Here is a 21,054-nt window from a genome sequence, read left to right on the forward strand (position 1 = left end):
TGCTTCTCTTTCTGGCACTGCTTGCGTTCAAGCCATCAACACTACGATACAGCTTGCAACTGCTTTCCAGCTAAAGCAAGGGACTCTCTGTACTCCCACGCCTCGGCCGCCATCGTCCAGTGGACTTCGGCTTGTTGGCTATCCACCACCTCTCGAACTTCAGAGATAGGAACTTGGAAAAACTCCTTACGTGCATTAAGCCGGTTCACTTGGCGGTTAGCGAATCTCCGGTGAAGCTCGCGTTCTAAAGAGGGAGCATCGTCGGAATAAATCATTGCATGCACATCAAATGAGAATGGCACGCTGGCATCACCAAGCTCCTTGACGCGATCCAGGGGTTCAAGCCGACGGGTCATGCCTATCTTGAAAATATTTTCGCCGAATGAGCCAATGTTCGAAATGACGTAAACGTGACCACGCCTTGTCTGTTGGGCCATCGAAATTGCACGCTGGCCTCGAGACGCTGATTCTTGCAGTTGAAGCTCAAGTTCTGCCAAGCGGGCCTCATAGCCCTCGCGCTCAGCGTCGTTGGCACTCTCAAGTTGCTTTCGAGCCTCAGCCATCGCTTTAGCGAGCATTTTCTCTTCTTTTTCAGCCTGCTTTAAAGCTTTCTCGATATCTCTACGGGCCTTCTCTTCTTCCCGCATTTGCTCACGAATTTCTCTCTGTTCCTCCTGCTCAATGCGCTTTAGCTCCATTGTCGCTACGGCCCACTTCAGCTCATCTAGCCGTGCTTGCAAATACAGGTCGGTGATTCGAGCGTTTTTAAAGGGTTGTCCATTATGGTTTACCAACGCAAACGCATCGAGAACCCCTTGTTTCAGTTTGCCGTAATTATCATGCTTAACTTTGGACAGGATGGAATCGACCTTGCCATTGAAAGCATCAACTGCAAAGTGGATGGCGTATTCTCTTCTTACTTTCTCGACATAATCGCAGTCGCCCGCCCGGCCATTTTTTGCCATATCTGCACTGTGCTTACGTGATTGCTTGAGCTTTTGTCCGGCATCCTTATGTGAAAAATCGTCGGCCAAGTCGTCCAGCAGGCTGGCGTTCGGAATAATGTAATCATCGTGATAACCTTCGATGATATTCTTCATGGCCTTCGCTGTTTGCTCATAGAGTTTGGCGTTTTCCACCGCTTTCAATGCATTTCCAGCAGTCTCCTCAGCCTGAATGCGGGCATGGGAGATGATCTTTTCGGCTCTGGCATGAGCCTCTTGGACGAGGCTTTGTGATTTAGATTCCGAAAGCCTGACTTTGTCACGAATTTCAGATGCCTCACGCCGCGCTTCTGCGATTATTTGAGACCGCTTTTCATCCGCATTTCGCTTGATACTGACAGCTTCGAATTCAGCGTTTTCTTTCCTGCTGAAAGCAGCTGTTAAATGGCTTTTGCTTTCACGTTCAGCGTTTTGCCATAGCTGACCGGCTTCTTTCTTTGCATCGAAGACTATACGCTCCGCTTCTAGCTCTGCATCCTCAATCACTTGATACTTCGACAAGCGCTCAAGAGCGGCGTTTAGCTCGCTTATCTTATGACTTTTTTCTTCAAGTGCTGAACTTACATCAGTTACTTGTTTCTTTAGGTTTTTTTTCTTTATCCCGATTACCAGGGTGGCAATCCATCCAGAGAGCACCAAGCAGCCGAGAGCGACTAAAAAAATATTCGAAAATTCCATCCAGATCCCCTAAAACAATTGTGGTTACGCCTCTGCGATCACTCTAACCAATCTTAGCTTTAAAGGTAAGAATGGTGCTATCGCAACTCCCGCATATTCAGCAAAAAGTTGAATCTATGCCACTAGGCGGTATAATGGAATGACGAGAGGCTGCATATGATCAAATCGTTCAGAGACCAATGGCTGGAAGAGTTTTACAAAACTGAAGAAATAACCGGATCGATTCCATCAACAATCGCTAGTGCTTTGAAACGTAAGCTGGATTTGATCGATGCATCGGTGTCGGAGGCTGACTTGAGGGTGCCGCCCGGTAATCGTTTCGAACACTTGAGCGGGAGACTGTCCCATTTATGCTCGATCCGAGTAAGCAAGCAATATCGCCTGATTTTCCAGTGGTCTAACGGTCAAGCTAGTGATATCTATTTAGACCCGCACACCTATAGGTGACGCCATGATGATGACAGAGCGTAAGCCCACCACGGTTGGTGAGATGCTGACACTTGAATTTCTTGAGCCGCTGGAGCTTACTCAATCGGCGCTTGCTCGGCAGATGGGCACTACGCCGCGCCTGGTCAACGAACTTTGCAATAACAAGCGAGCGTTGACCGCTGAAACCGCCATTATGCTAGCGACGGTCTTCGGCAATACGCCTGACTTCTGGCTCAATTTGCAGCAAAAAAACGACCTTTGGAAGGCGTACCACAGCAAGAAAAGCCAAGAGCGAATTCGAAGGGCGCATCCCATTAAGGTGGTAGCAGACCACGGCCCGGCATTTGCCTGACCCCTACCCTCAGGGTGGCTGCCTATTCAGGCGTATGACTCAGGTGTTGAAGCGAAATGGCGTCCCTGGCAGGAGTCGAACCTGCGACCTGCCGCTTAGGAGGCGGCTGCTCTATCCTACTGAGCTACAGGGACTTTAAGGTATTGCGGGGCGCGTAGTATAGCGCGGCCGGCCGTATAGGCCAACCGGTGGCATTAAATCCAGCCCAGCAGGCGCAGGGCGAAAATGCCCAGGGTAATCGTCAGGCTGGCCATTAACGTGGTCAGGGCGATGATGTTGGCGGCCAGGGTCACGTTGCCGTTCATGGCTTTGGCCATGACGAAGCTGGCCGCCGCCGTGGGGCTTGCGAAAAACAGGAACAAAAGGCCCAACTGCTCGCCGGTGAACCCGCAAAGCCAGGCGATGACGGTGGAGGCCGCGGGCAGCACCACCATTTTCATCACGCTGGAGCTAAGCGCCACCTGGCGGCCATCGCGCAGGCTGGCCGCAGAAAGCGTGGCGCCAATGCAAATCAGCGCCAGCGGCAGCGTCAGCGAAGCAAAGTAGTTGCCCGAGGTCATCACCCAGTTGGGCAGCTCGATTGAAAGCGCGGTAAAAGGAATGGCCAGCACGACGCTCAGAATCAGCGGGTTGGTGGCGATGTTTTTGAGCATGGCCCGCCAGTTGGTGGTCGCGCCGGGCTGATACACCGAAAGCACCCACACCGAGAGCACGTTATACAGCACGATGACCAGCCCCAGCAGCAGACTCCCCGCCGAAAGGCCGTAATTGCCGTACATGCCAGCGGCCAGGGCCAGCCCCACGACCCCGCCGTTGCCGCGAAAGGCGCCCTGCACGTAAATGCCACGCTCGGCATGGGCCACCCGGTAGCGCGCCCACAGCCAGCTCACGAAGAACTGGCCCACCGTGGCGAGTGCAAAAAACACCAGCAGGCGGATATCCAGCGCTACGCTTAGGTCCGCCTGGATCAGGCTAAGAAAAATCAGCGTTGGCAGGGTCGCACGAAAAACCAGCGCCGAGGCGGTCGAAACGAACGCCCGGTCGATCAACTTGAGCCGCTTCAAAACGATGCCAATAAACACCATGGCGAAGACCGGCAGGGTAATGTCTAACGTACGCGCGAAGAGCTCTAAAAGGTCCACAGGGCTGCTCTAATGAGTAAAGGATGTCTCATGGGTCTGGGTAACGGGTCATGAATAAAGAGTGACAGAAAGAGTGAGAATAGTACCGCAACGCCCCGCCAACGGACACCGGCGTACCGGTGTCAGTCGAATAGCGCCATGGGGTCGAACTGGTTAGGCAGTTTGACGACCACGGCGTTACGCCCCCGGCCCTTTGCCTCGTAGCTTGCGGCGTCCGAGCGCTCGAGCGAGCCCTCGACCGACTCGTCGTCCTCGTCGAATTGGGTCACGCCCATGCTGAGCGTGACGTTATATATTTTGCCCCCGTGGGTTACCGAGACCTCGCTGACCGCCTGACGCAACGCCTCGGCAATGCGCCGCGCCTGGGTCAAGGTACAGCTGGGTAGTAGCACGGCGAACTCGTCGCCGCCCTGGCGCGCCACGTGGTCGCTGCGGCGCACTTCCCAGGCGATCACCTGGGCGACCCGGCGCAGCATTTCATCGCCCAGGGCGTGGCCGCCTTCGTCGTTGATCGGTTTGAAGTGATCGAGATCGAACAAGAGCAGCGCCGAGGGCGTGCTGGTTTTTTGGAAATCGGCGAACGCCTCTTCCAGGCGGCGTAGGAAACCGCGCCGGTTGAGCAGGCCCGTGAGCGGGTCGTGTTCGGCTTCCCAGCGCTGCAGGGCTTCCTGCTGGCGGCGCTCGGTAATGTCCTTGACCACCCCAACGAGCCCCAGCGAGTGCCCGCCCTGGGAAAGCATGACCACCCGGGCGTGAACATCCAGCCAGAGCATTTCATCATCGCTTTTGGTAAAGCGCAGTTGGCGCATGTAATCCTGGCCGGTTTTTAAGCTGTGCTGCCATAGATCGATCGCGCCCTGGCGGTCGTCCTGGTGAATCTGCTCGAGCCAGGTCTCCATGAGCATATCCGGCGGTATTCCCAGCATCGTCAAAAGCGCGGGGTTCATGTAGGTGATACGCCCATCGAAGTTGGCCACGAACATGCCCTGGGGGCTCGAGTTCAGTACCGAATCCAAAAACGCTTCGCGCTCGTGAAGATTGGTCATCAACTGCTGGCGCTCGTCTTCTACGCGATTGAAGGTCTGCGCGACCTGTTGAAGCTCCTGCATGCTGGTGGCAAGCGTCACGTGGGAGCGCCCACCCTGGCCGACTTCGTCGATTTGCGACTCGAGCTGGTTGAGCGGCGAGAGTATACGCGCCAGCAGCCACCAAAGAAGGGGAAGCAGCAACAGCGCCAGCGCCACCCAAATCCACCATAGCCGGTAGATGAAATCCGACAAGGGGGTTTGCGCCTGGTCGACCGGCAGATAAAGCGCCACGACCCAATTGGCCGGCCACACCTGGGAGTAGGCCTGGTAAAGGTTGCGCCCGCTGAAAAGCGCGCCGGTCCCCTCGCCCCACCAACCATCCAGCGCCATATCGAGCCAGGGGTAGGCCTTGGGTGTATCGATAGCGGTATTCACCCGCTGCGCGTCGGGGTGGTAAAGAACCTTGCCGGACGCCGTAAAAATGGCCGAGAAGCCATCATCCCCAAGGCGGATTTTCGCCAGGCGGCCAAACAGCCCACCGGCGTCCAGACTCACCACGCCGCCAATGAAGCCTTGAAACTGGCCATCGCGGTCTATTCGAGGCACCCCGATCAGCACCAGCGGCGTGTTGCTGGCGCGCCCCACGAAGGGCTCACTGACGTAGGGGCTTCGCGTGCCGCGCAGCATCCGAAAATGCTCCTGCTCGGCGGTTTCCAGCCCCACTCGCCCCACGATACTGGGCCGGTCCGCAATCAGGGTGCCGGAGGCGTTACTGACGACGACACCTTCGAACCAGGCGAGAAGCGAGTCGTTTTTACTGAGCTCGTACTGCACCCATTCCGGGTCGTTGGCGGTGCCGATCGCCTCGCTCAAACGCTGCAAGGCGTCGATGCGGTTTTCGACCTGCTGGGTGAGCTCATCGGATAGCATGTTGGCCTCGTAACGCAGGTGCGTTACGTTGGCGTTTTGCAACATGTTTTTACCCACCTGCCACGTTAGCCCCAGCATGATCGCGGCCACTATCAGTAGCGTAACGGAGAGCCCCAGCAGCAGCCGGCTTTTGAGAGAGCGAAATTGGGTCAGTCTTTTATGTAGGTGGGCTGGCAGCACCGATTATACCTATTCGTCAATTTTTCTTTGAACGACAGTTGGCAGTAGAATGCTAGCCGCCACGAAGCCGCCGGGTACCGAAGAGTTTCGATCAGCAGCCGGATGCAGGTGATTTTGCAAATGGGTTGGCCTTTATTGCCAAGCCAGGCGGCAAGGCTAGTTTTAATTAATAGGTAAAGGCTCACATACTCTAGCCGCCATTTCCACCTTAATTAATTCTTGCTAACAAGTCATTCAAAATACGCCCTTATTCACGCGAGTGAAGAGGATTATTTTCGTACACTTTATGGCATTTGAAAGGTCGAACTGCGTAACATTCCGACCCGATGACGGCTTTCACCCCAGAACCTATGGCGTTACATGGCAAAACACACGGCAGGCTACACCTCGCAAGGGATTGGTAAAATCCCACATCTTCACGCACTGCTGCCTGAATTTGATGCGCTGCGACGCCTTGGGCCGCTTTCCCGCCCGCCCAGCGCCGTCATCGGCTGGGGGCTCAAACCCACCAGCCTGCGCGCTAGGCGTTTTGCTGCCCGCCACGCGCTTCCCTACGTGTCACTGGAAGATGGCTTTATCCGGTCCCTGGGGCTGGGGGCGCATGGCTACCAGCCGCAAAGCCTGGTAGCCGACTATACCGGCATCTATTACGACGCCACGCGCCCAAGCGATCTCGAAAACCAGCTAAATGACGCCGTCTTCGAACACGCTGAGCTGGCACGCGCCAAACGCTGTATGGCCTTGCTCGAGCGCGGGCGGCTATCGAAGTACAACCACGCCCCGGATACGCCGCTTGAAGGCGCGTTGGTAAGCACGTCTGTTAACAGCACGGCTGGAGCCAACGTGCTGGTGGTGGACCAAACCGCCAACGATGCCTCCATTCATTACGGCCAGGCCTCGTCGGCAAGCTTTAACCGGATGCTGGAGCACGCGCTAGAGGCGCATCCGCAAAGCACTATCTGGGTCAAGATTCATCCGGATGTCGTCGCCGGCACCAAACAGGGCCACCTGCTGGACGCCGCCGACCACCCCCGCTGCCGGGTAATCAGCCAGGACCTCAACCCCTGGGCGCTTTTTGACCAGGTCGACACCGTGTATGTCGTCACCAGCCAGCTTGGTTTCGAAGCGTTGATCGCCGGCAAAACCGTCCACTGCTTCGGCCTGCCCTTCTATGCCGGCTGGGGGCTCACCCAGGACCAGCTCACCTGCCCGCGCCGGGTAGCCAGGCGCACGCTTGCCGAAGTGTTCGCCGCCGCCTACCTGCGCTATAGCCGGTACGCCAACCCCTACACCGGCGAGCCCAGCAGCCTGGAAGCCACCATGGCGCTAATCCAGGATCAAAAACGCCAAAAGGAGCGCCTGCAAGGGCACTGGCAGGCCTTTGGCTTCTCGGTTTGGAAGCGCGGCTTTATCGGTGACTTTTTGGGCCCCGCCGCCACGGTCGATTTTCAAAAAACGCTGCCCGATGACCCACCGGCCCAAACACCAGGGCAAACAGCGCCGGCGCCAGCCACTCAAGCCCCAGAGGGTAGCGAGAAAACCCCACACCTGCTGGTATGGTCGAGCCGTATCGATGCAGCGTTCAAGGCGCGCCACCCGGCAAAGCTTGAGCGGCTATGGCGAATAGAAGACGGCTTCATACGCTCGGTGGGGCTGGGGGTGGATCTGGCCCGGCCGCTTTCGCTGGTCATCGACCGCCAGGGCATCTATTACGACCCCAGCCAGCCAAGCGATCTGGAAACGCTGCTCAACGACAGCGTATTTTCTGACGATGAGCTCGAACGCGCGGCCGCGCTTCGCACCCGGCTGGTCACGCTCAAGCTCTCGAAATACAACGTTCAGGGGCAAACGGCGCTCGCGCTACCCGGTAACCTGCCCACGATTTTGGTACCGGGCCAGGTGGAAAGCGATGCCTCGATCGCCACGGGTTCGCCCCAGGTGAGCACCAACAGCGCGCTTTTAAAGGCCGTCCGCAGCGCGCACCCGGACGCGTTCATCATCTACAAAGCGCACCCGGATGTGTTGAGCGGCGCCCGGGTGGGGAAACTCGATAACCAGGCCGCAACCCTGTATGATCTCGACGCCAGCCATCTGGACATCTCGGCGCTGCTGGAGCAGGTAGAGGCGGTTCACACCATGAGTTCGCTCACTGGTTTCGAGGCGCTGCTGCGCGGCTGTCAGGTCAGCACCTACGGGCTGCCTTTCTATGCGGGCTGGGGGTTAACGTTGGATGCCATGCAGTGTACCCGGCGCACCCGCCACTTGAGCCTGGATGAGCTCGTGGCCGGTACGCTGATACGCTACCCCACCTACGTCGACCCACGCACGCGCCAGCTGTGTAACGCGGAAACCGCCGTTACGCTGTTGGAACAGGCCCGCGCCAAAGCCCCCGCACTGAGTACCCGGCAGCGCCTTTACCGCTACTACCGTCATTTCTTTATTGGAAGCCATTGAGTTGATACAAAAGCGCGCATTCTTATTTCTGCAAGGCGTTTGCTCGCCCTTTTATCAGCGCTTGGCAAGCCAGCTAATCCGCGATGGGCACCGGGTGGTGAAGGTACACTTCAACGCCGGCGATATCGCCTACTGGAGCCGGTCGCTGGGCGAAACCCACCTTTTCCGCGGCAAGCTCGACGAACTGCCAGGCTTTCTGCAAATGCTTTGGCAGCGCTACGCGATCACCGACCAGCTGTTGTTCGGCGACCGCCGCCCCGTTCACCGCGCCGCCATTGATAACGCCCCGGCCGCGGGTATTCGCACCCACGTGCTGGAAGAGGGTTACTTTCGCCCTTTCTGGATCACCCTGGAGCGCGAAGGCGTCAACGGCCACTCGCTGCTGCCCAGGGACCCGAACTGGTTCTTTGAAACCGGCAAGGCGCTGCCAACGCCGCCAAAGCCGGTGCGTTTCAAGTCCTCGTTCAATATGCGCGCCCGCCACGATGTCGCCTACCACCTGGCCGGCCTTGCCAACCCTGTGGTGGCCCCGCACTACCGTAACCACGCGAGCATTACTGCGCCGAAAGAGTACGCCGGCTATATCAAGCGATTTACGCTTCTAAAGCAGTGGAAAAAACAAGACAACGAACGCATCAAAGCGCTGATCGAAGGCAGCGAGCCGTTCTTTTTGCTGCCGCTACAGCTCGACACCGACGCCCAGATCCGCGATCACTCCCCCTACGCCAACATGGCCGAGGTAATGGATCACGTGCTGGGCTCGTTTGCCCAGCACGCCCCGGCCAACGCGCGTTTATGCATCAAAAATCACCCACTGGATATGCGCCTGATTAGCCACGCCAAAACCGTCGAGCGCCTGGCGCGGTTTTACGGTTTGCAGGGGCGCATCGTCTACCTGGAGTCCGGCGACCTGGAGGCGCTACTCCAGCACGCCGCGGGTACGGTCACGGTCAACAGCACCGTGGGGATCGTGGCGCTTGAAAACGCCTGCCCCACCTTCGCACTGAGCGACCCGATCTACAACCTGACGGGGCTTACCAGCGGCGGGCCGTTGGATGAGTTCTGGCAGGCACCGGCGGCACCCAATAGCGCGCTGTTCGGCTATTTTCGTGCCACCGTGATGCACACTACTCAGGTCAACGGCGGCTTTTACTGTCCCACCGGGATCGATTTAGCGGTCGGCAATACCGCCCGTATACTAGAGGCCAGCCCCTCGCCTTTGGAGAAGCTGCTTTGAGCGACACGCTACCGCCCACCACCCCCGGCGATGACCAAAGCGCCGCGCCAGCCACGCAGTGCGTACTGATTACCGGCGCCACCGGCGCCATTGGCGGCGCACTGGCCAGGCTTTACGCCCGTGCGGGCTGGCACCTAGTGATTCACGGCCGCAATACCCAGGCGCTCGACTCCCTGGCCCGGGAATGTGAGGCGGCTGGGGCTCGGGTGACGTGCTCGAGCGCCGATATCACCGACGAAAGCGCCCTGGCCGAGTGGCTACACGGCGTGTGCGCCGAGCAGGTGCCCGATGTCATGATCGCCTGCGCGGGTAAAAACACCCACCCCCAGGGGCCGGGTGAGCTCGAGGCCTGGCAAGACGTTCAGGCGCTTTTGGATGTGAACCTGAAAACGCCGATCAACATGACCCAGCACCTGGTGCCCGCCATGAAGGCGCGCCGCAAGGGCCAGCTGGTACTGATCAGCTCTTTGGCCGGCTGGCACGGCCTGCCGTCAACGCCCAGTTACAGTGCCAGCAAAGCGGGTATCAAGGCCTACGGCGAGGGGCTTCGGGGGCTGCTCGCGCCGTTCAATATCGGGGTTACCGTGGTCATGCCAGGCTACGTTACCTCGCCCATGTGCAACGCCATGCCGGGGCCCAAGCCCTTCGAGTGGCCGCCGGAGCGCGCCGCGCGGGTCATCAAGCGCGGCATCGACGCCAACCGCGCCCGGGTCAGCTTTCCGTTTCCGCTCAATTTCGGCACCTGGTGGCTGGCCGTGCTGCCCGCCAGTGTTTCCCAGTGGCTCATCAAGCGCCTGGGGTTCGACCACCTGGAGGCGCCATGATGCAAAGCCTTAGCCAGGCACTCTGGGTGCCCTTCTTACTGGGCCTGGTCGCCAGCTACGTGATGGAGGCCTGCCTGCGCCCGCGCCCCGCGCCGTTTACCCGGCGTGGCCTTGGCGTTAACGCCGTGCATATCGGTAGCTGGTGCGTGCTTTTTGGGCTTTTCAGCCTGGTGCTTCAGCGCCCCTGGTTTGCGGTGGTGCTGGCGCTTTCGCTAACGCTGGTCGTGGTGCAGTCCAGCAACACCAAATCGCACACCCTGAAAGAGCCGTTCATCTGCCACGATTTCGAGTACTTCTGGGATGCAATTTTACACCCGCGCCTCTACGTGCCGTTTTTCGGCATTGGGCTGGCCATTGCAGCAAGCACGGCCGGGGCGCTGGCCATCGGCGCCTTTTTGTATTTCGAGCCAACGCTTTTAAGCCGCTGGAGCGCCGGCCCGGTACTCGTTCAGTTAGCGGCATTTTTGCTGGCCGGGGCCGCGCTGGTCGTAACGGGTTTGAGAATGTGCCCGCCGGTCACGTTTCAGCCCGCCGCGGATATGTGTCGCTTAGGGCTTTTCGCAAGCCTTTGGGCATACGGCGTGGCGCTTTTTCGCTCGAAAGCGCCGACCGCTGACGACGCCCCTTTCAATGCCAATGCGTATAAAGCCGCGCCAACGGCAAAGCCGGACGAGCCACACCCTCACGTAGTGCTGGTGCAAAGCGAATCGTTTTTCGACCCTCGGCCCTGGTGCGCCGATGTCGCCCCCCAGGCGCTAAGTCGCTTCGATGCCACCTGGGCCCAAGCGCTACAAAAAGGATCGCTAAGCGTGCCCGCCTGGGGGGCCAATACCGTGCGCACCGAGTGCGGCGTGCTGACCGGCTTGCCAGCCAGCGCCTGGGGCGCGCGCCAGTTCAACCCCTACCATACGCTGGCCCGCCAGGGGCTTCCAAGCCTTGCGTCGGCGTTCAAGGCCAGGGGCTACCGCACGGTGTGTGTTCATCCTTATCTTGGCTCTTTCTATAAGCGCGACCAGGTTTTTCCCAAATTTGGCTTCGACTCGTTCATCGATATCAACGATTTTGCCGCTGAAGATAAATTCGGCCAGTACATGAGCGACCGCGCCGTTGCACGAAAGGTTGGACGTCTGCTTGAAGATGACGATAATAGGCCGCTCTTTGTATTCGTCATTACCATGGAAAATCATGGCCCGTTGCATTTGGAAGCGCCGGAGCAAACACGGATGAGCACGGTGCTGCCGGGTGCCAGCTGGCCCCCTGCCAGGCACTTGAGAGACCTGGGCGTCTACCTCAAGCATTTGGGTGAGGCAGACGCAATGCTCGAGCAGATAAAAGCAGCGCTGAGCGTGACCCAGCGCCCAGGGCTTTTGGGTTTTTACGGCGACCACGTGCCCATTTTGCCCGAGGCCTACGCACACTACGGCGCCCCTACGGGAGAGACGCCTTACATGATATGGTCAACGAAACGTCAGGACCACGTGGCCACCGACACCACCCACTTGAAGGCGCACGAATTGGGTGTCGCCTTGTATGAGCGGGCGTTTGGGCACGATAGACATAGCGAACAGATCAAGGCAGATCCAGAACCGCAGGAGCAAGAATGACTAAACGCGTTGCCATTATCGGCGCCGCCCATCGTTTCCCCGGCACCACCCCTGAAACGTTCTGGCAAAATCTGCAAGCCGAGAAAGACCTCGTCACCCAAGTGGCACCGGACCGGTGGAGCCACGATGCTTTCTGGCATCCGGACAAACGCCACCCCGGCACCAGCGTGTCTTTTGCCGCCGGTAGCCTTGGCGACATCAGCGGCTTCGACGCAGAGTTTTTTGGCATTTCCCCGCGGGAAGCCGCCAATATGGACCCGCAACAGCGCATGCTGTTAGAGCTTGCCTGGGAGACCATCGAAAACGCCGGCATGAAGCCGGCTGATCTGCGCGGCAGCGAATGCGGCGTGTTTCTGGGCGTGGCGAGTCTCGACTACTCCTACCGCTTGGCCGACGACATGGCGGCGATCGACGCCTCCACGGCGACCGGTAACACCTCGAGCATCGCCTCGAACCGGCTCTCCTACGTGTTCGATTTCCACGGCCCGAGCATGTCTCTGGACACCGCCTGCTCATCGTCCATGGTGGCCTTTCACCAGGCCTGCCAGTCGATTAGAAGCGGCGAGACCACCATGGCGCTGGCCGGCGGTATTAGCCTGCACTTGCACCCCTATGGGTTCATCATTTTCTCCAAGGCGAGCATGCTCTCGCCAACCGGCCGCTGCCAGGTGTTCGACGAAGCCGGCAACGGCTACGTGCGCTCGGAAGGCGCCGGGCTGTTCTTCCTAAAAGATTACGATTTGGCCGTCGCCGATGGCGACAATATTTTGGCCGTGGTCGCGGGCTCGGCGGTCAATACCGATGGCTATAAATCGGGCATTACGGTCCCCAATCCGGACGCACAAGTTGCGCTCATGCGCCGCGCCTACGAACAGGCAGGCATCACGCCCGACGAAATCGACTACCTCGAAGCTCACGGCACCGGCACCTCGGTGGGCGACCCCATCGAAACCCGCGCCATTGGCGAGGCGTTGGGCCAGCACCGCCAAACGCCGCTGCCCATCGGCTCGGTAAAAAGCAACCTGGGCCACCTGGAAACCGCCTCGGGTGTGGCCGGGCTTGCCAAAGCGCTTTATAGCCTCAAATACCGGGAAGTGCCCGCGACGATCGGCATTCGCAAACTCAACCCCAATATCAAATTCGACGAGTGGAATATCAGCGTCGTCACCAAGGCGCAGCCGCTCAAGGCCGAAGGCCGCCTGGTGATCGGCATCAACTCCTTCGGCTTTGGGGGCGCCAACGCCCACGTGATTTTGGAGAGCGCGCCGGAAAAGCAGGCGCCGCCCGCCCATACCGCAAACGTGGCCCTGCCCCTTCGCGTTAGCGGGCGCAGCGAAGACGCCCTGGCCGCCAACGCCGCGAATCTCGTCACCCATTTGGAGCAAAGCGAGCAAGGCTTTTACGATATTGCCCATACGCTTTTCCACCACCGCGAGCACCACCGCGTGGGCGCGCTATGCTTTGCCCAAACCACGGCTGAAGCCATCAGCGCGCTCAAGGAGCTGGCAGGCGGCGACACCAAACACGTCGTCAAACTCGATAAACTCGACGCCCCCCAGGGCCCGGTGTTCGTGTATGACGGTAACGGCTGCCAATGGGAAACCATGGGCAAGAACCTGCTGGACGAACCCACATTCAGTGCAGCCATTGACGAGGTCGATGCGCTGTTCGTAAAGCTGGGCGGCTTCTCGCTACGCGATGAGCTGGCAGGTCTTAACGGTGAGAGCGACAACGCCGGGGAAAACCGCCTGGATCGCACGGAAATCGCTCAGCCTGCGCTGTTCGCGCTGCAGGTGGCGCTCACCCAGTGGCTCAAGGCCCAGGGTGTGACGCCGGCGGCGGTGTTTGGCCACAGCGTGGGCGAAGTCGCCGCGGCCTGGGCGGCGGGCGCCTTGAGTCTTGAAGACGCGGTCAAGGTGATCTACTACCGCAGCCACTACCAGGGCATGACCCGGGGCCTGGGCGAAATGACCGCCGTGGCGACCAGCGCAGAGGACATTGCCGCCTGGCTTGAAATGCCGGCGTTCGACCGCGTTAGCCTGGCCGGGGTAAATAGCCCCAAGGGGATCACCCTGGCCGGCAATGCCGACCAGCTGCAAGCGCTCGAAGCGCAGTTGGCGGGCCTGGATATCTTCGCCAAGCGCCTGCCGCTCGACTACGCCTTCCACAGCCCCGCCATGGACAGCATCCAGGCGGGGGTGATCGATGCGCTCAGCGACATCACCCCGAGCGAAACGTCGATCCCCTACTACTCGACCGTGACTGGCGCCCTCAGCGAAGGAAGCGCCCTCGACGCCCGCTACTGGTGGCTCAACATTCGCGAGCCGGTGCTTTTCGAGCGCGCCGCAGCGACGCTTATCGAACAAGGCTACAACGTCTTCGTCGAGGTCGGGGCACACCCTATCCTGCGCCGCTACCTAAGCGAGACGCTTCGCAATCTCGACACCCAGGGGCTGGTGGCCGGTACTATCGAGCGCCACAAAAATGGCTTCGAGGTTCTTACCAAAAGCCTGGGCCAGCTACTGCTGAGCGGCCTCGCCTTCGATACCCAGGGCTTTTTCCCGGTCGAAGGCCAGCGCGTCGACCTGCCCCGCTACGCCTGGCAGCGCACCCGCTACTGGGTGCCCGGCACCGGCGACGGCCAGGGGTTGCTGGCGCGTTACTACGAACACCCGCTGCTGGGCTACCGGCTGGCCCAACAGGCCAACACCTGGGAGAGCCAGCTGGATACCCAGCGCACGCCCTGGCTTGCCGGCCACGTGGTCGGCGAAGGCGCGGTTTTCCCGGGCGCGGGCTTTATCGAACTGGCGCTGGCGGCCAACGCCTCGCAAAAAGAGACCGCCCTGCTGGATGTCGAAGAGCTCGAGATCCGCGCGCCGCTGCTGCTGGATGGCGCTAACGGGCGCACCGCGCGCCTGCATTTGGACCCGGACAGCGGCCAGATCGCCATTCACTCCCGCGAACCCGCCGCCGAGAGCGAATGGCAGCTCAACGCCGTGGCGCGCACCATGCGCGAAAGCCGCGGCTTTTTGCTGGACCGCACCGCCCCCGCGCTTCCCAAGCGCGCGCCGGACTACACGCTAGACGAACACCTCGCACTGGCCGACGCCATCGGGCTGCACTACGGCGAGGCGTTTCAGGCCATCAAGCGCGGCTGGCTGGATGACGATACAGTCATCGGCGAGATCGAGCTGGACGCCGACACCGACGCCCAGCGCGCGTCGCTACACCTGCACCCGGGCATTCTGGACAGCGCCTTCCAGATGTTCATCCCGCTGCTGGCAAGCCATCAAGGCTTTGCCGAAGGGCTCGCCTTCGTACCGGTGCGGGTCGGCCGTATTCAGGTCGACCTGGAAGCCGGTGCGCCGGTGCTCGCCCGGGCGGTCATGGGCAAGCGTGCGCCCCACTCGTTCACGGCGGATTTCGAGCTGTACGATGCCCGCGGCCGCGCGGTCGCCGTACTCAGCGAAACCCGCTTCAAGGCGATCCGCCTGAACCGCGCCCGCCATCACGAGCTAAGCTATATCGATGTCGCGCTCACTCCCGCCCCGCTGAACGCCTCGGCGCAGGCGCTTCCCGAGCAGGCGCTGGCCACCCTGGCCGCGCTTGGCGAGCGTTACGCTGAGGCCACCGGCCAACGCTACGCCGCCGAGATCGCCCCGCTGTTGGACAGCCTGAGCGAGGCGTTTGCCCAAACGCCAGAAGAGAGCAGCGACACCCCGCCCCCCGAGGCGATTTGGCAGCTATTGGTTCAGGACTACCCGGATTACTTCGCCCCGATTCATCTGGTCGGCCGGCGAGGCCTTCACCGCGAAGCACTGGCCAGCGGCCGGGAAGATGCGGCCTCGCTCAATATCACCCAGGAACAGCTTAGCGAGCTCAACCGCGTGCTGATCGGCGAAAGCGGCTGGAACGTTCTGGCCGAGAGCCTCGAGGCACTGGTGAGCGAAGCGCTGACGAATCTGCCCAATGGCCAGCGCCTGAACCTGCTGGAAGCGGGCCCCTGCGCGCCGGCACTGGGCCAGCGCCTACTCGAGCCGCTGCTGTTGAACACGGCGGACAACGGCCGCTACGCCTACCGCGCGCTGACCACCACGGACACCGCCAAACACCAGGCGCTGCAGCTTCAGGAACGTTTCCCGCTGATCGACGTCGAGGCGCTCAGCGACAACGACGCCGCCCTTGCGCCGGCCAAGAAAGCCCAGTTCGCTTTCATCAGCGTGGATGTGACCAGCGCCGAGCGCACCCGCGCGCTGATCGAAGCGCTGCCCGAGCGGCTCGCCCCCGACGCCCAGCTGTTGGTCGTTGGCGTCAACCCCAGCCGCTGGCTGGATGACGTGCTGGCAACGCCTGGTTTGAACGCCGCGCCGGTCGAGCAAGCGCACCTGGTCGAGTGGCTGAGCGCCCAGGGCTTCGAGCTATCGCCGGCCATTGCGCTGGAAGAGGACGACGGCGGCGCCTATATGCTTCACGGCCGGGCGACCGGCACGCCGGCGGCGGCAAGCAGCGTGGTCACGCGTCATATCATCGTGACGGACGCCGCCACTCGCCCCTTGGGCGAGCGCCTGCAGGAAACGCTACCGCCGGGCCAAACCTGGCTGGTCGAAAGCGGCGACGAACCTGCGCGCATTTTGCAAAGCGCAGGCGAAGGCTTGCTCGAACACGCCACGAGTGCCCCGGGCCCGGTCAATATCGTCGACCTTCACGGCTTGGGCGCCACCACCACGCCCGGCCAAACCGCGCGCTGCACCCGCGCGCAGCAGTGGTCGCTGGCGCTGGAAGGCAGCGGCCTGGAAAGCCAGGGCTGCCCACCCACGCTGTGGCTTGCAACCCACGATTTCAACGCCCAAGGGCCGGCGGGCTCTTTCGACGCCGCGCTTTGGGGCTTTGGCCGCTCGCTTGCCAACGAAGCCGTGGGCCATGGGGTCACGCTGGTCGAACTACCCGACCCGCCAAGCGACGCAGCCCTGGCCACGCTTGCCCAGACGCTTGCCACGCCGGACGGCGAAAACGAGCTGGTGCTGCACGCCGACGGCGCGCGCTTCGCAACGCGCCTGCGCACCCAGCCCGCACCCCACGCACCGGGGCCGGCTACCGGCGCGCCGCACCAGGCAATGACGCTTGGCTTTGCGCTGCCCGGCCAGTTGCGCCAGCTTCAGTGGCGCCCCCGGGCGCTACCGGCGCTCGGCGCCGATGACGTCGAAGTACGCGTCAAGGCCACCGGGCTCAACTTCCGCGATGTGATGTATACCCTGGGCCTTTTATCCGATGAAGCGATCGAGAACGGCTTTGCCGGGCCAACGCTTGGCCTCGAGTTCTCCGGCGAGGTCATCGCGGTGGGCGACAACGTGCAAAACGTCGCCCCCGGCCAGGCCGTGGTCGGCTTTGGCCCGGCAAGCTTCAGCGACAAGCTGATTGCGGGCCAGCACGCCATCGCCCCGCTGCCCGAGGGGGTAAGCTTCGCCGCGGCGGCGACGATCCCCACCACCTTCTTTACCGTGTATTACGCGCTCAAGCATCTGGCGCGGCTGGAACCCGGTGAAAAAGTGCTGATTCACGGCGCCGCGGGCGGTGTGGGCATCGCCGCGCTGCAAATCGCCCAGTGGATGGGGGCAGAGATCTACGCCACCGTCGGCTCGGAAGAGAAGCGCGACTTCCTGCGTCTGATGAACGTCGAACACCTTTACGATTCGCGCTCGCTCACCTTCGCCGAAGAGATTCTGCGCGACACCCAGGGGGAAGGCGTGGATATCGTGCTGAACTCGCTGGCCGGCGAAGCGATCAACCAGAACCTGCGCGCGCTGCGCCCGTTCGGCCGCTTTTTGGAACTGGGCAAGCGCGACTTCTACGAAAACACCCAGATCGGCCTGCGTCCGTTTCGTAACAACCTGAGCTACTTCGGCATCGACTCGGACCAGCTCATGAAGGTGCAGCCCGCCCTGACCCAGCGCTTGTTCACCGAGATGATGGCGCTATTCAACGATGGCACCCTGAGCCCGCTGCCGTTTACCGCCTTCACCCACAGCCAGGTGGTCGACGCCTTCCGCTACATGCAGCAGGCCCGCCAGATCGGCAAAGTGGTCGTCACCTATGACGCGCCGATCGCCGCCCCCGAGCGCAACACACTGGGTCAGGACACGCTCAGCCTGCCCGCCGATGCCAGCTACCTGGTGACCGGTGGGCTTGGCGGCTTTGGCCTTAAAACCGCCCAGTGGCTGGTGAGCAAGGGCGCGCGCCAGTTGATTCTATTAAACCGCAGCGGCACCCGTACCGAGGCCGCTCGACAGGCGGTCGAGGAACTCGAGGCGCAAGGCGTCAAGGTGCTGGCCGCGGCCTGCGATATTACCGACCGCGCGGCGCTCGAAAACGTGCTCGAACGCGCCCGAGGCGAGCTTCACCCGCTGCGCGGTATCGTTCACGCCGCCACGGTGATCGACGACGGCCTGATCCGCAACCTGGACGCCGCGCGCATCCAGAGCGTGCTGGCACCCAAGATCGAGGGCGCCCGTCACCTGGACGCGCTCACTCAAAACGACACGCTGGATTTCTTCATCCTCTATTCGTCGGCCACGACCCTGTTCGGCAACCCCGGCCAGGCCAACTACGTGGCGGCCAACCACTGGATGGAGGCGTTCGCTGAACACCGCCGCCAAAAAGGCCTGGCGGCGACCTGCGTACGTTGGGGCGCCATCGAAGACGTCGGCTTCCTTGCCCGCAATACCCGCACCCGCGACGCCCTGCAAGAGCGCCTGGGCGGTTCGGCCCTGCGCTCGGCGGATGCGCTCAACGTGCTGGAGCAGATGCTGATCACCCCCGGCGCAAGCCTGGGCGTGCTGGAGCTCGAGTGGGGGGCGCTGGCGCGCTTTCTGCCCACCGCCGCCGCGCCGCGCTTTGACGAGCTTGCCCGCCAAAGCGACGACGACACCAGCGCGGACAGCGACGACGATATCAGTGCGCTACTGGCGGACCTTTCCCCGGAAGAGCTTCAGCAAACGGTCACCGAGCTTTTACGCGCGGAACTTGCCAGTATTTTGCTGATCGAGGAGGAGAAGATCGACGTCGACCGCTCGGTGTACGACATGGGCTTCGACTCACTGATGGGCGTGGAGCTGATGACCGCCATCGAGAACCGCCTGGGCGTGCAGGTGCCGGTGATGGTGCTTAGTGAAGCCTCGACGCTCAACAAGCTCGCGGGGGTGCTGATCAAAAAGCTCCACCACGGGGATGAGGATGTTGAAGAGTCGCCACAGGATGCGATAGCCTCTCTGGCCGCTCGCCACGGCGCCGACGATCTCAAGGCACCCGCGACACCCTCTGCTACCGAGACACCATGACCGCCAAGCGTTCCGATTTAAAACGACAGCTGCTGGAAAAGGCGCGCAGCCGCCCCAGCACCCGCGAGCCGGCTGCCAGCAGCGAGCCCGCGGCGCAAACGAAAGGCCAACCCGTGCCCGAGCGCTTTACGCGCTTCGAGGACCACCCGGGCGCCCAGCAGCTCACCATGATGCGCGACGCCGCCAGGCAGCTGGGCCTGGTGGACCCGTTCTTCAAGGTGCACGAAGGCCAGGCCGGTGCCACCAGCGTGATCGACGGGCGCGAGTGCATCAACTTCGCAAGCTATAACTACCTGGGCTACTCCGGCGATGCGCGGGTGATTCAAGCCGCCGCGGATGCCGCCGCTCATTACGGCACCTCGGTGTCGGCCAGCCGCGTGGTGTCCGGCGAGCGGCCCATTCATGGCGAGCTCGAAGCCGCCATTGCGCGCACCTACGCCGTGGAAGACGCGGTCGCCTTCGTCAGCGGCCACGCCACCAACGTCTCCACCCTGGGCTACCTGCTGGGGCCCAAGGATTTAGTGCTCCACGACGAGTACATCCACAATAGCTCGCTGGTGGGCGCCCAGCTCTCCGGCGCCAAGCGGATGTGGTTCAACCACAACGACCCGGAGGCTCTGGAAGCGCTGCTCGAACGCCAACGCGGGCAGTTCGAGCGCGTGATCGTGGTGATCGAAGGTCTCTACAGCATGGATGGCGACATCCCGGACCTGCCGCGCTTTATCGAGCTGAAAAAGCGTTATCAGGTCTGGCTGATGGTGGACGAAGCCCACTCGTTCGGCGTGATGGGCGACACCGGCCTTGGACTCCGCGAGCACTTCGCGATCGACCCCACCGAGGTCGACATCTGGATGGGCACCATGAGCAAGACCCTTTCCGGGTGCGGCGGCTATATCGCAGGCTCCAAAGCACTGGTCGAAATGCTGCGCTACTTCGCGCCGGGCTTTCTTTACAGCGTGGGCATGCCCGCCCAGGTGGCCGCGCCGTCGATCAAGGTACTCGAGCTAATGGCCCAGGAGCCGGCGCGCGTCGCCAGGCTTCAGGAAAACGCCCGCTACTTCCTGACCCGCGCCCAGGCGCTGGGTATGGATACCGGCCACAGTATCGGCTCGGCAGTCGTGCCGATCATCGTGGGAAGCTCGCCCAAGGCGGCCATGCTTTCCCACGCGCTGTTCGAGCAGGCGATCAACGTTCAGCCGATTCTCTACCCGGCGGTACCGGAAAAAAGCGCCCGACTGCGGTTTTTCCTCTCCTGCGAGCACACCCAAGCGCAGATCGACCAAACCCTCGATGCGTTAGCTGCGCTGCTTGCGCAAAACGTTTGAACGACACCATGCAAAGCGAATCCAGAAGCGCCGAGAGCGCCCAGTGGTACGTGATTCAGTGCAAGGGCGGCGAGTCGTTTCGCGCCGCCGAGCACCTGGCCAACCAGGCGTTCGAGGTGTTTCACCCGGTTTTGGAAATCAAGCGCAAGCGCCAGGGCAAGCTCGTCACGGTGACCGAGCCGCTCTTCCCCTACTACCTGTTCATCCGCCTGGATCAGATCGCCAGCAACTGGCGGCCGATCCGCTCGACCCGCGGCGTGCTCAAACTCTTGACCTTCGGCAATACGCCGGTGGCCGTGCCGGACGCCCTGGTGCAAAGCCTTTTTGCGCAGCCCCATCGCGTAGAAGGCAGCCACGTGACCTTTACGGCGGGTGAGAAAGTCACTATCTGCGACGGCCCGTTCAAACACCTGGAGGCGGTCTTCGAACACGCCAAGGGCGAAGAACGCGCCATCGTGCTGCTCAACGTGCTTCACCGCCCCCAGCATCTCGAGCTCGATGTCGCCAGCCTCGAGAAGTCTCGCTAACCACCT

General features: G+C 61.4%; 12 protein-coding genes and 1 tRNA gene. 9 read left to right on the plus strand and 4 right to left on the minus strand.

From position 1 onward, the window contains the following. Nucleotides 1-41 precede the first annotated feature (41 nt). Nucleotides 42-1,682 (minus strand): DUF4041 domain-containing protein, encoded by a 1,641-nt coding sequence (locus tag ACWHXT_RS10800; protein WP_447955826.1) that lies wholly within the window; start codon nt 1,680-1,682, stop codon nt 42-44. A 156-nt stretch (nt 1,683-1,838) separates the two neighbouring features. Here ACWHXT_RS10800 and ACWHXT_RS10805 point away from each other — a divergent pair, with 156 nt between their 5' ends. Further along, nucleotides 1,839-2,129, plus strand: coding sequence for a type II toxin-antitoxin system RelE/ParE family toxin (locus ACWHXT_RS10805; RefSeq protein WP_447955827.1), 291 nt, complete (start codon nt 1,839-1,841; stop codon nt 2,127-2,129). 4 nt (nt 2,130-2,133) lie between these two features. Beyond that, on the plus strand, nt 2,134-2,463 hold the full coding sequence (locus ACWHXT_RS10810) for a HigA family addiction module antitoxin (RefSeq protein WP_447955828.1): 330 nt from the start codon (nt 2,134-2,136) through the stop codon (nt 2,461-2,463). Nucleotides 2,464-2,520: 57 nt separating this feature from the next. Here ACWHXT_RS10810 and ACWHXT_RS10815 read toward each other — a convergent pair. The 3 genes from ACWHXT_RS10815 to ACWHXT_RS10825 form a co-directional block, all read right to left on the minus strand. Then, nucleotides 2,521-2,597 (minus strand) — tRNA-Arg (locus ACWHXT_RS10815). Nucleotides 2,598-2,657: 60 nt separating this feature from the next. Further along, the gene (locus ACWHXT_RS10820) at nt 2,658-3,605 is read right to left on the minus strand and encodes an AEC family transporter (RefSeq protein WP_447955829.1); all 948 of its coding nucleotides are present in this window, start codon (nt 3,603-3,605) and stop codon (nt 2,658-2,660) included. Between the two features lie 122 nt (nt 3,606-3,727). After that, nucleotides 3,728-5,641, minus strand: coding sequence for a sensor domain-containing diguanylate cyclase (locus tag ACWHXT_RS10825; RefSeq protein WP_447958029.1), 1,914 nt, complete (start codon nt 5,639-5,641; stop codon nt 3,728-3,730). A gap of 462 nt (nt 5,642-6,103) precedes the next feature. Between ACWHXT_RS10825 and ACWHXT_RS10830 the strand changes: the two genes are divergently transcribed. The 7 genes from ACWHXT_RS10830 to rfaH are packed head-to-tail and all read left to right on the plus strand — an operon-like array spanning nt 6,104 to nt 21,048. After that, nucleotides 6,104-8,197, plus strand: a complete 2,094-nt coding sequence (locus ACWHXT_RS10830; protein ID WP_447955830.1) for a capsular polysaccharide biosynthesis protein — start codon at nt 6,104-6,106, stop codon at nt 8,195-8,197. Nucleotide 8,198: 1 nt separating this feature from the next. Further along, nucleotides 8,199-9,434 carry a capsule biosynthesis protein gene (locus ACWHXT_RS10835; RefSeq protein ID WP_447955831.1) on the plus strand — a complete coding sequence of 412 codons (1,236 nt, stop codon included), beginning with the start codon at nt 8,199-8,201 and terminating at the stop codon, nt 9,432-9,434. Continuing rightward, the gene (locus ACWHXT_RS10840) at nt 9,431-10,258 is read left to right on the plus strand and encodes an SDR family NAD(P)-dependent oxidoreductase (RefSeq protein WP_447955832.1); all 828 of its coding nucleotides are present in this window, start codon (nt 9,431-9,433) and stop codon (nt 10,256-10,258) included. Before ACWHXT_RS10835 ends, ACWHXT_RS10840 begins: the two co-directional genes overlap by 4 nt. Then, the gene (locus ACWHXT_RS10845) at nt 10,255-11,862 is read left to right on the plus strand and encodes an LTA synthase family protein (RefSeq protein WP_447955833.1); all 1,608 of its coding nucleotides are present in this window, start codon (nt 10,255-10,257) and stop codon (nt 11,860-11,862) included. Before ACWHXT_RS10840 ends, ACWHXT_RS10845 begins: the two co-directional genes overlap by 4 nt. After that, nucleotides 11,859-19,196: a type I polyketide synthase gene (locus tag ACWHXT_RS10850; protein ID WP_447955834.1), complete on the plus strand. Its 7,338-nt coding sequence runs from the start codon at nt 11,859-11,861 to the stop codon at nt 19,194-19,196. The genes ACWHXT_RS10845 and ACWHXT_RS10850 overlap by 4 nt, the downstream gene beginning before the upstream one ends. Further along, on the plus strand, nt 19,193-20,521 hold the full coding sequence (locus ACWHXT_RS10855; protein WP_447955835.1) for an aminotransferase class I/II-fold pyridoxal phosphate-dependent enzyme: 1,329 nt from the start codon (nt 19,193-19,195) through the stop codon (nt 20,519-20,521). Before ACWHXT_RS10850 ends, ACWHXT_RS10855 begins: the two co-directional genes overlap by 4 nt. A gap of 8 nt (nt 20,522-20,529) precedes the next feature. Beyond that, nucleotides 20,530-21,048, plus strand: a complete 519-nt coding sequence (gene rfaH, locus ACWHXT_RS10860; protein WP_447955836.1) for a transcription/translation regulatory transformer protein RfaH — start codon at nt 20,530-20,532, stop codon at nt 21,046-21,048. Nucleotides 21,049-21,054: the final 6 nt, after the last annotated feature.

The organism is Vreelandella halophytica, assembly GCF_968193635.1.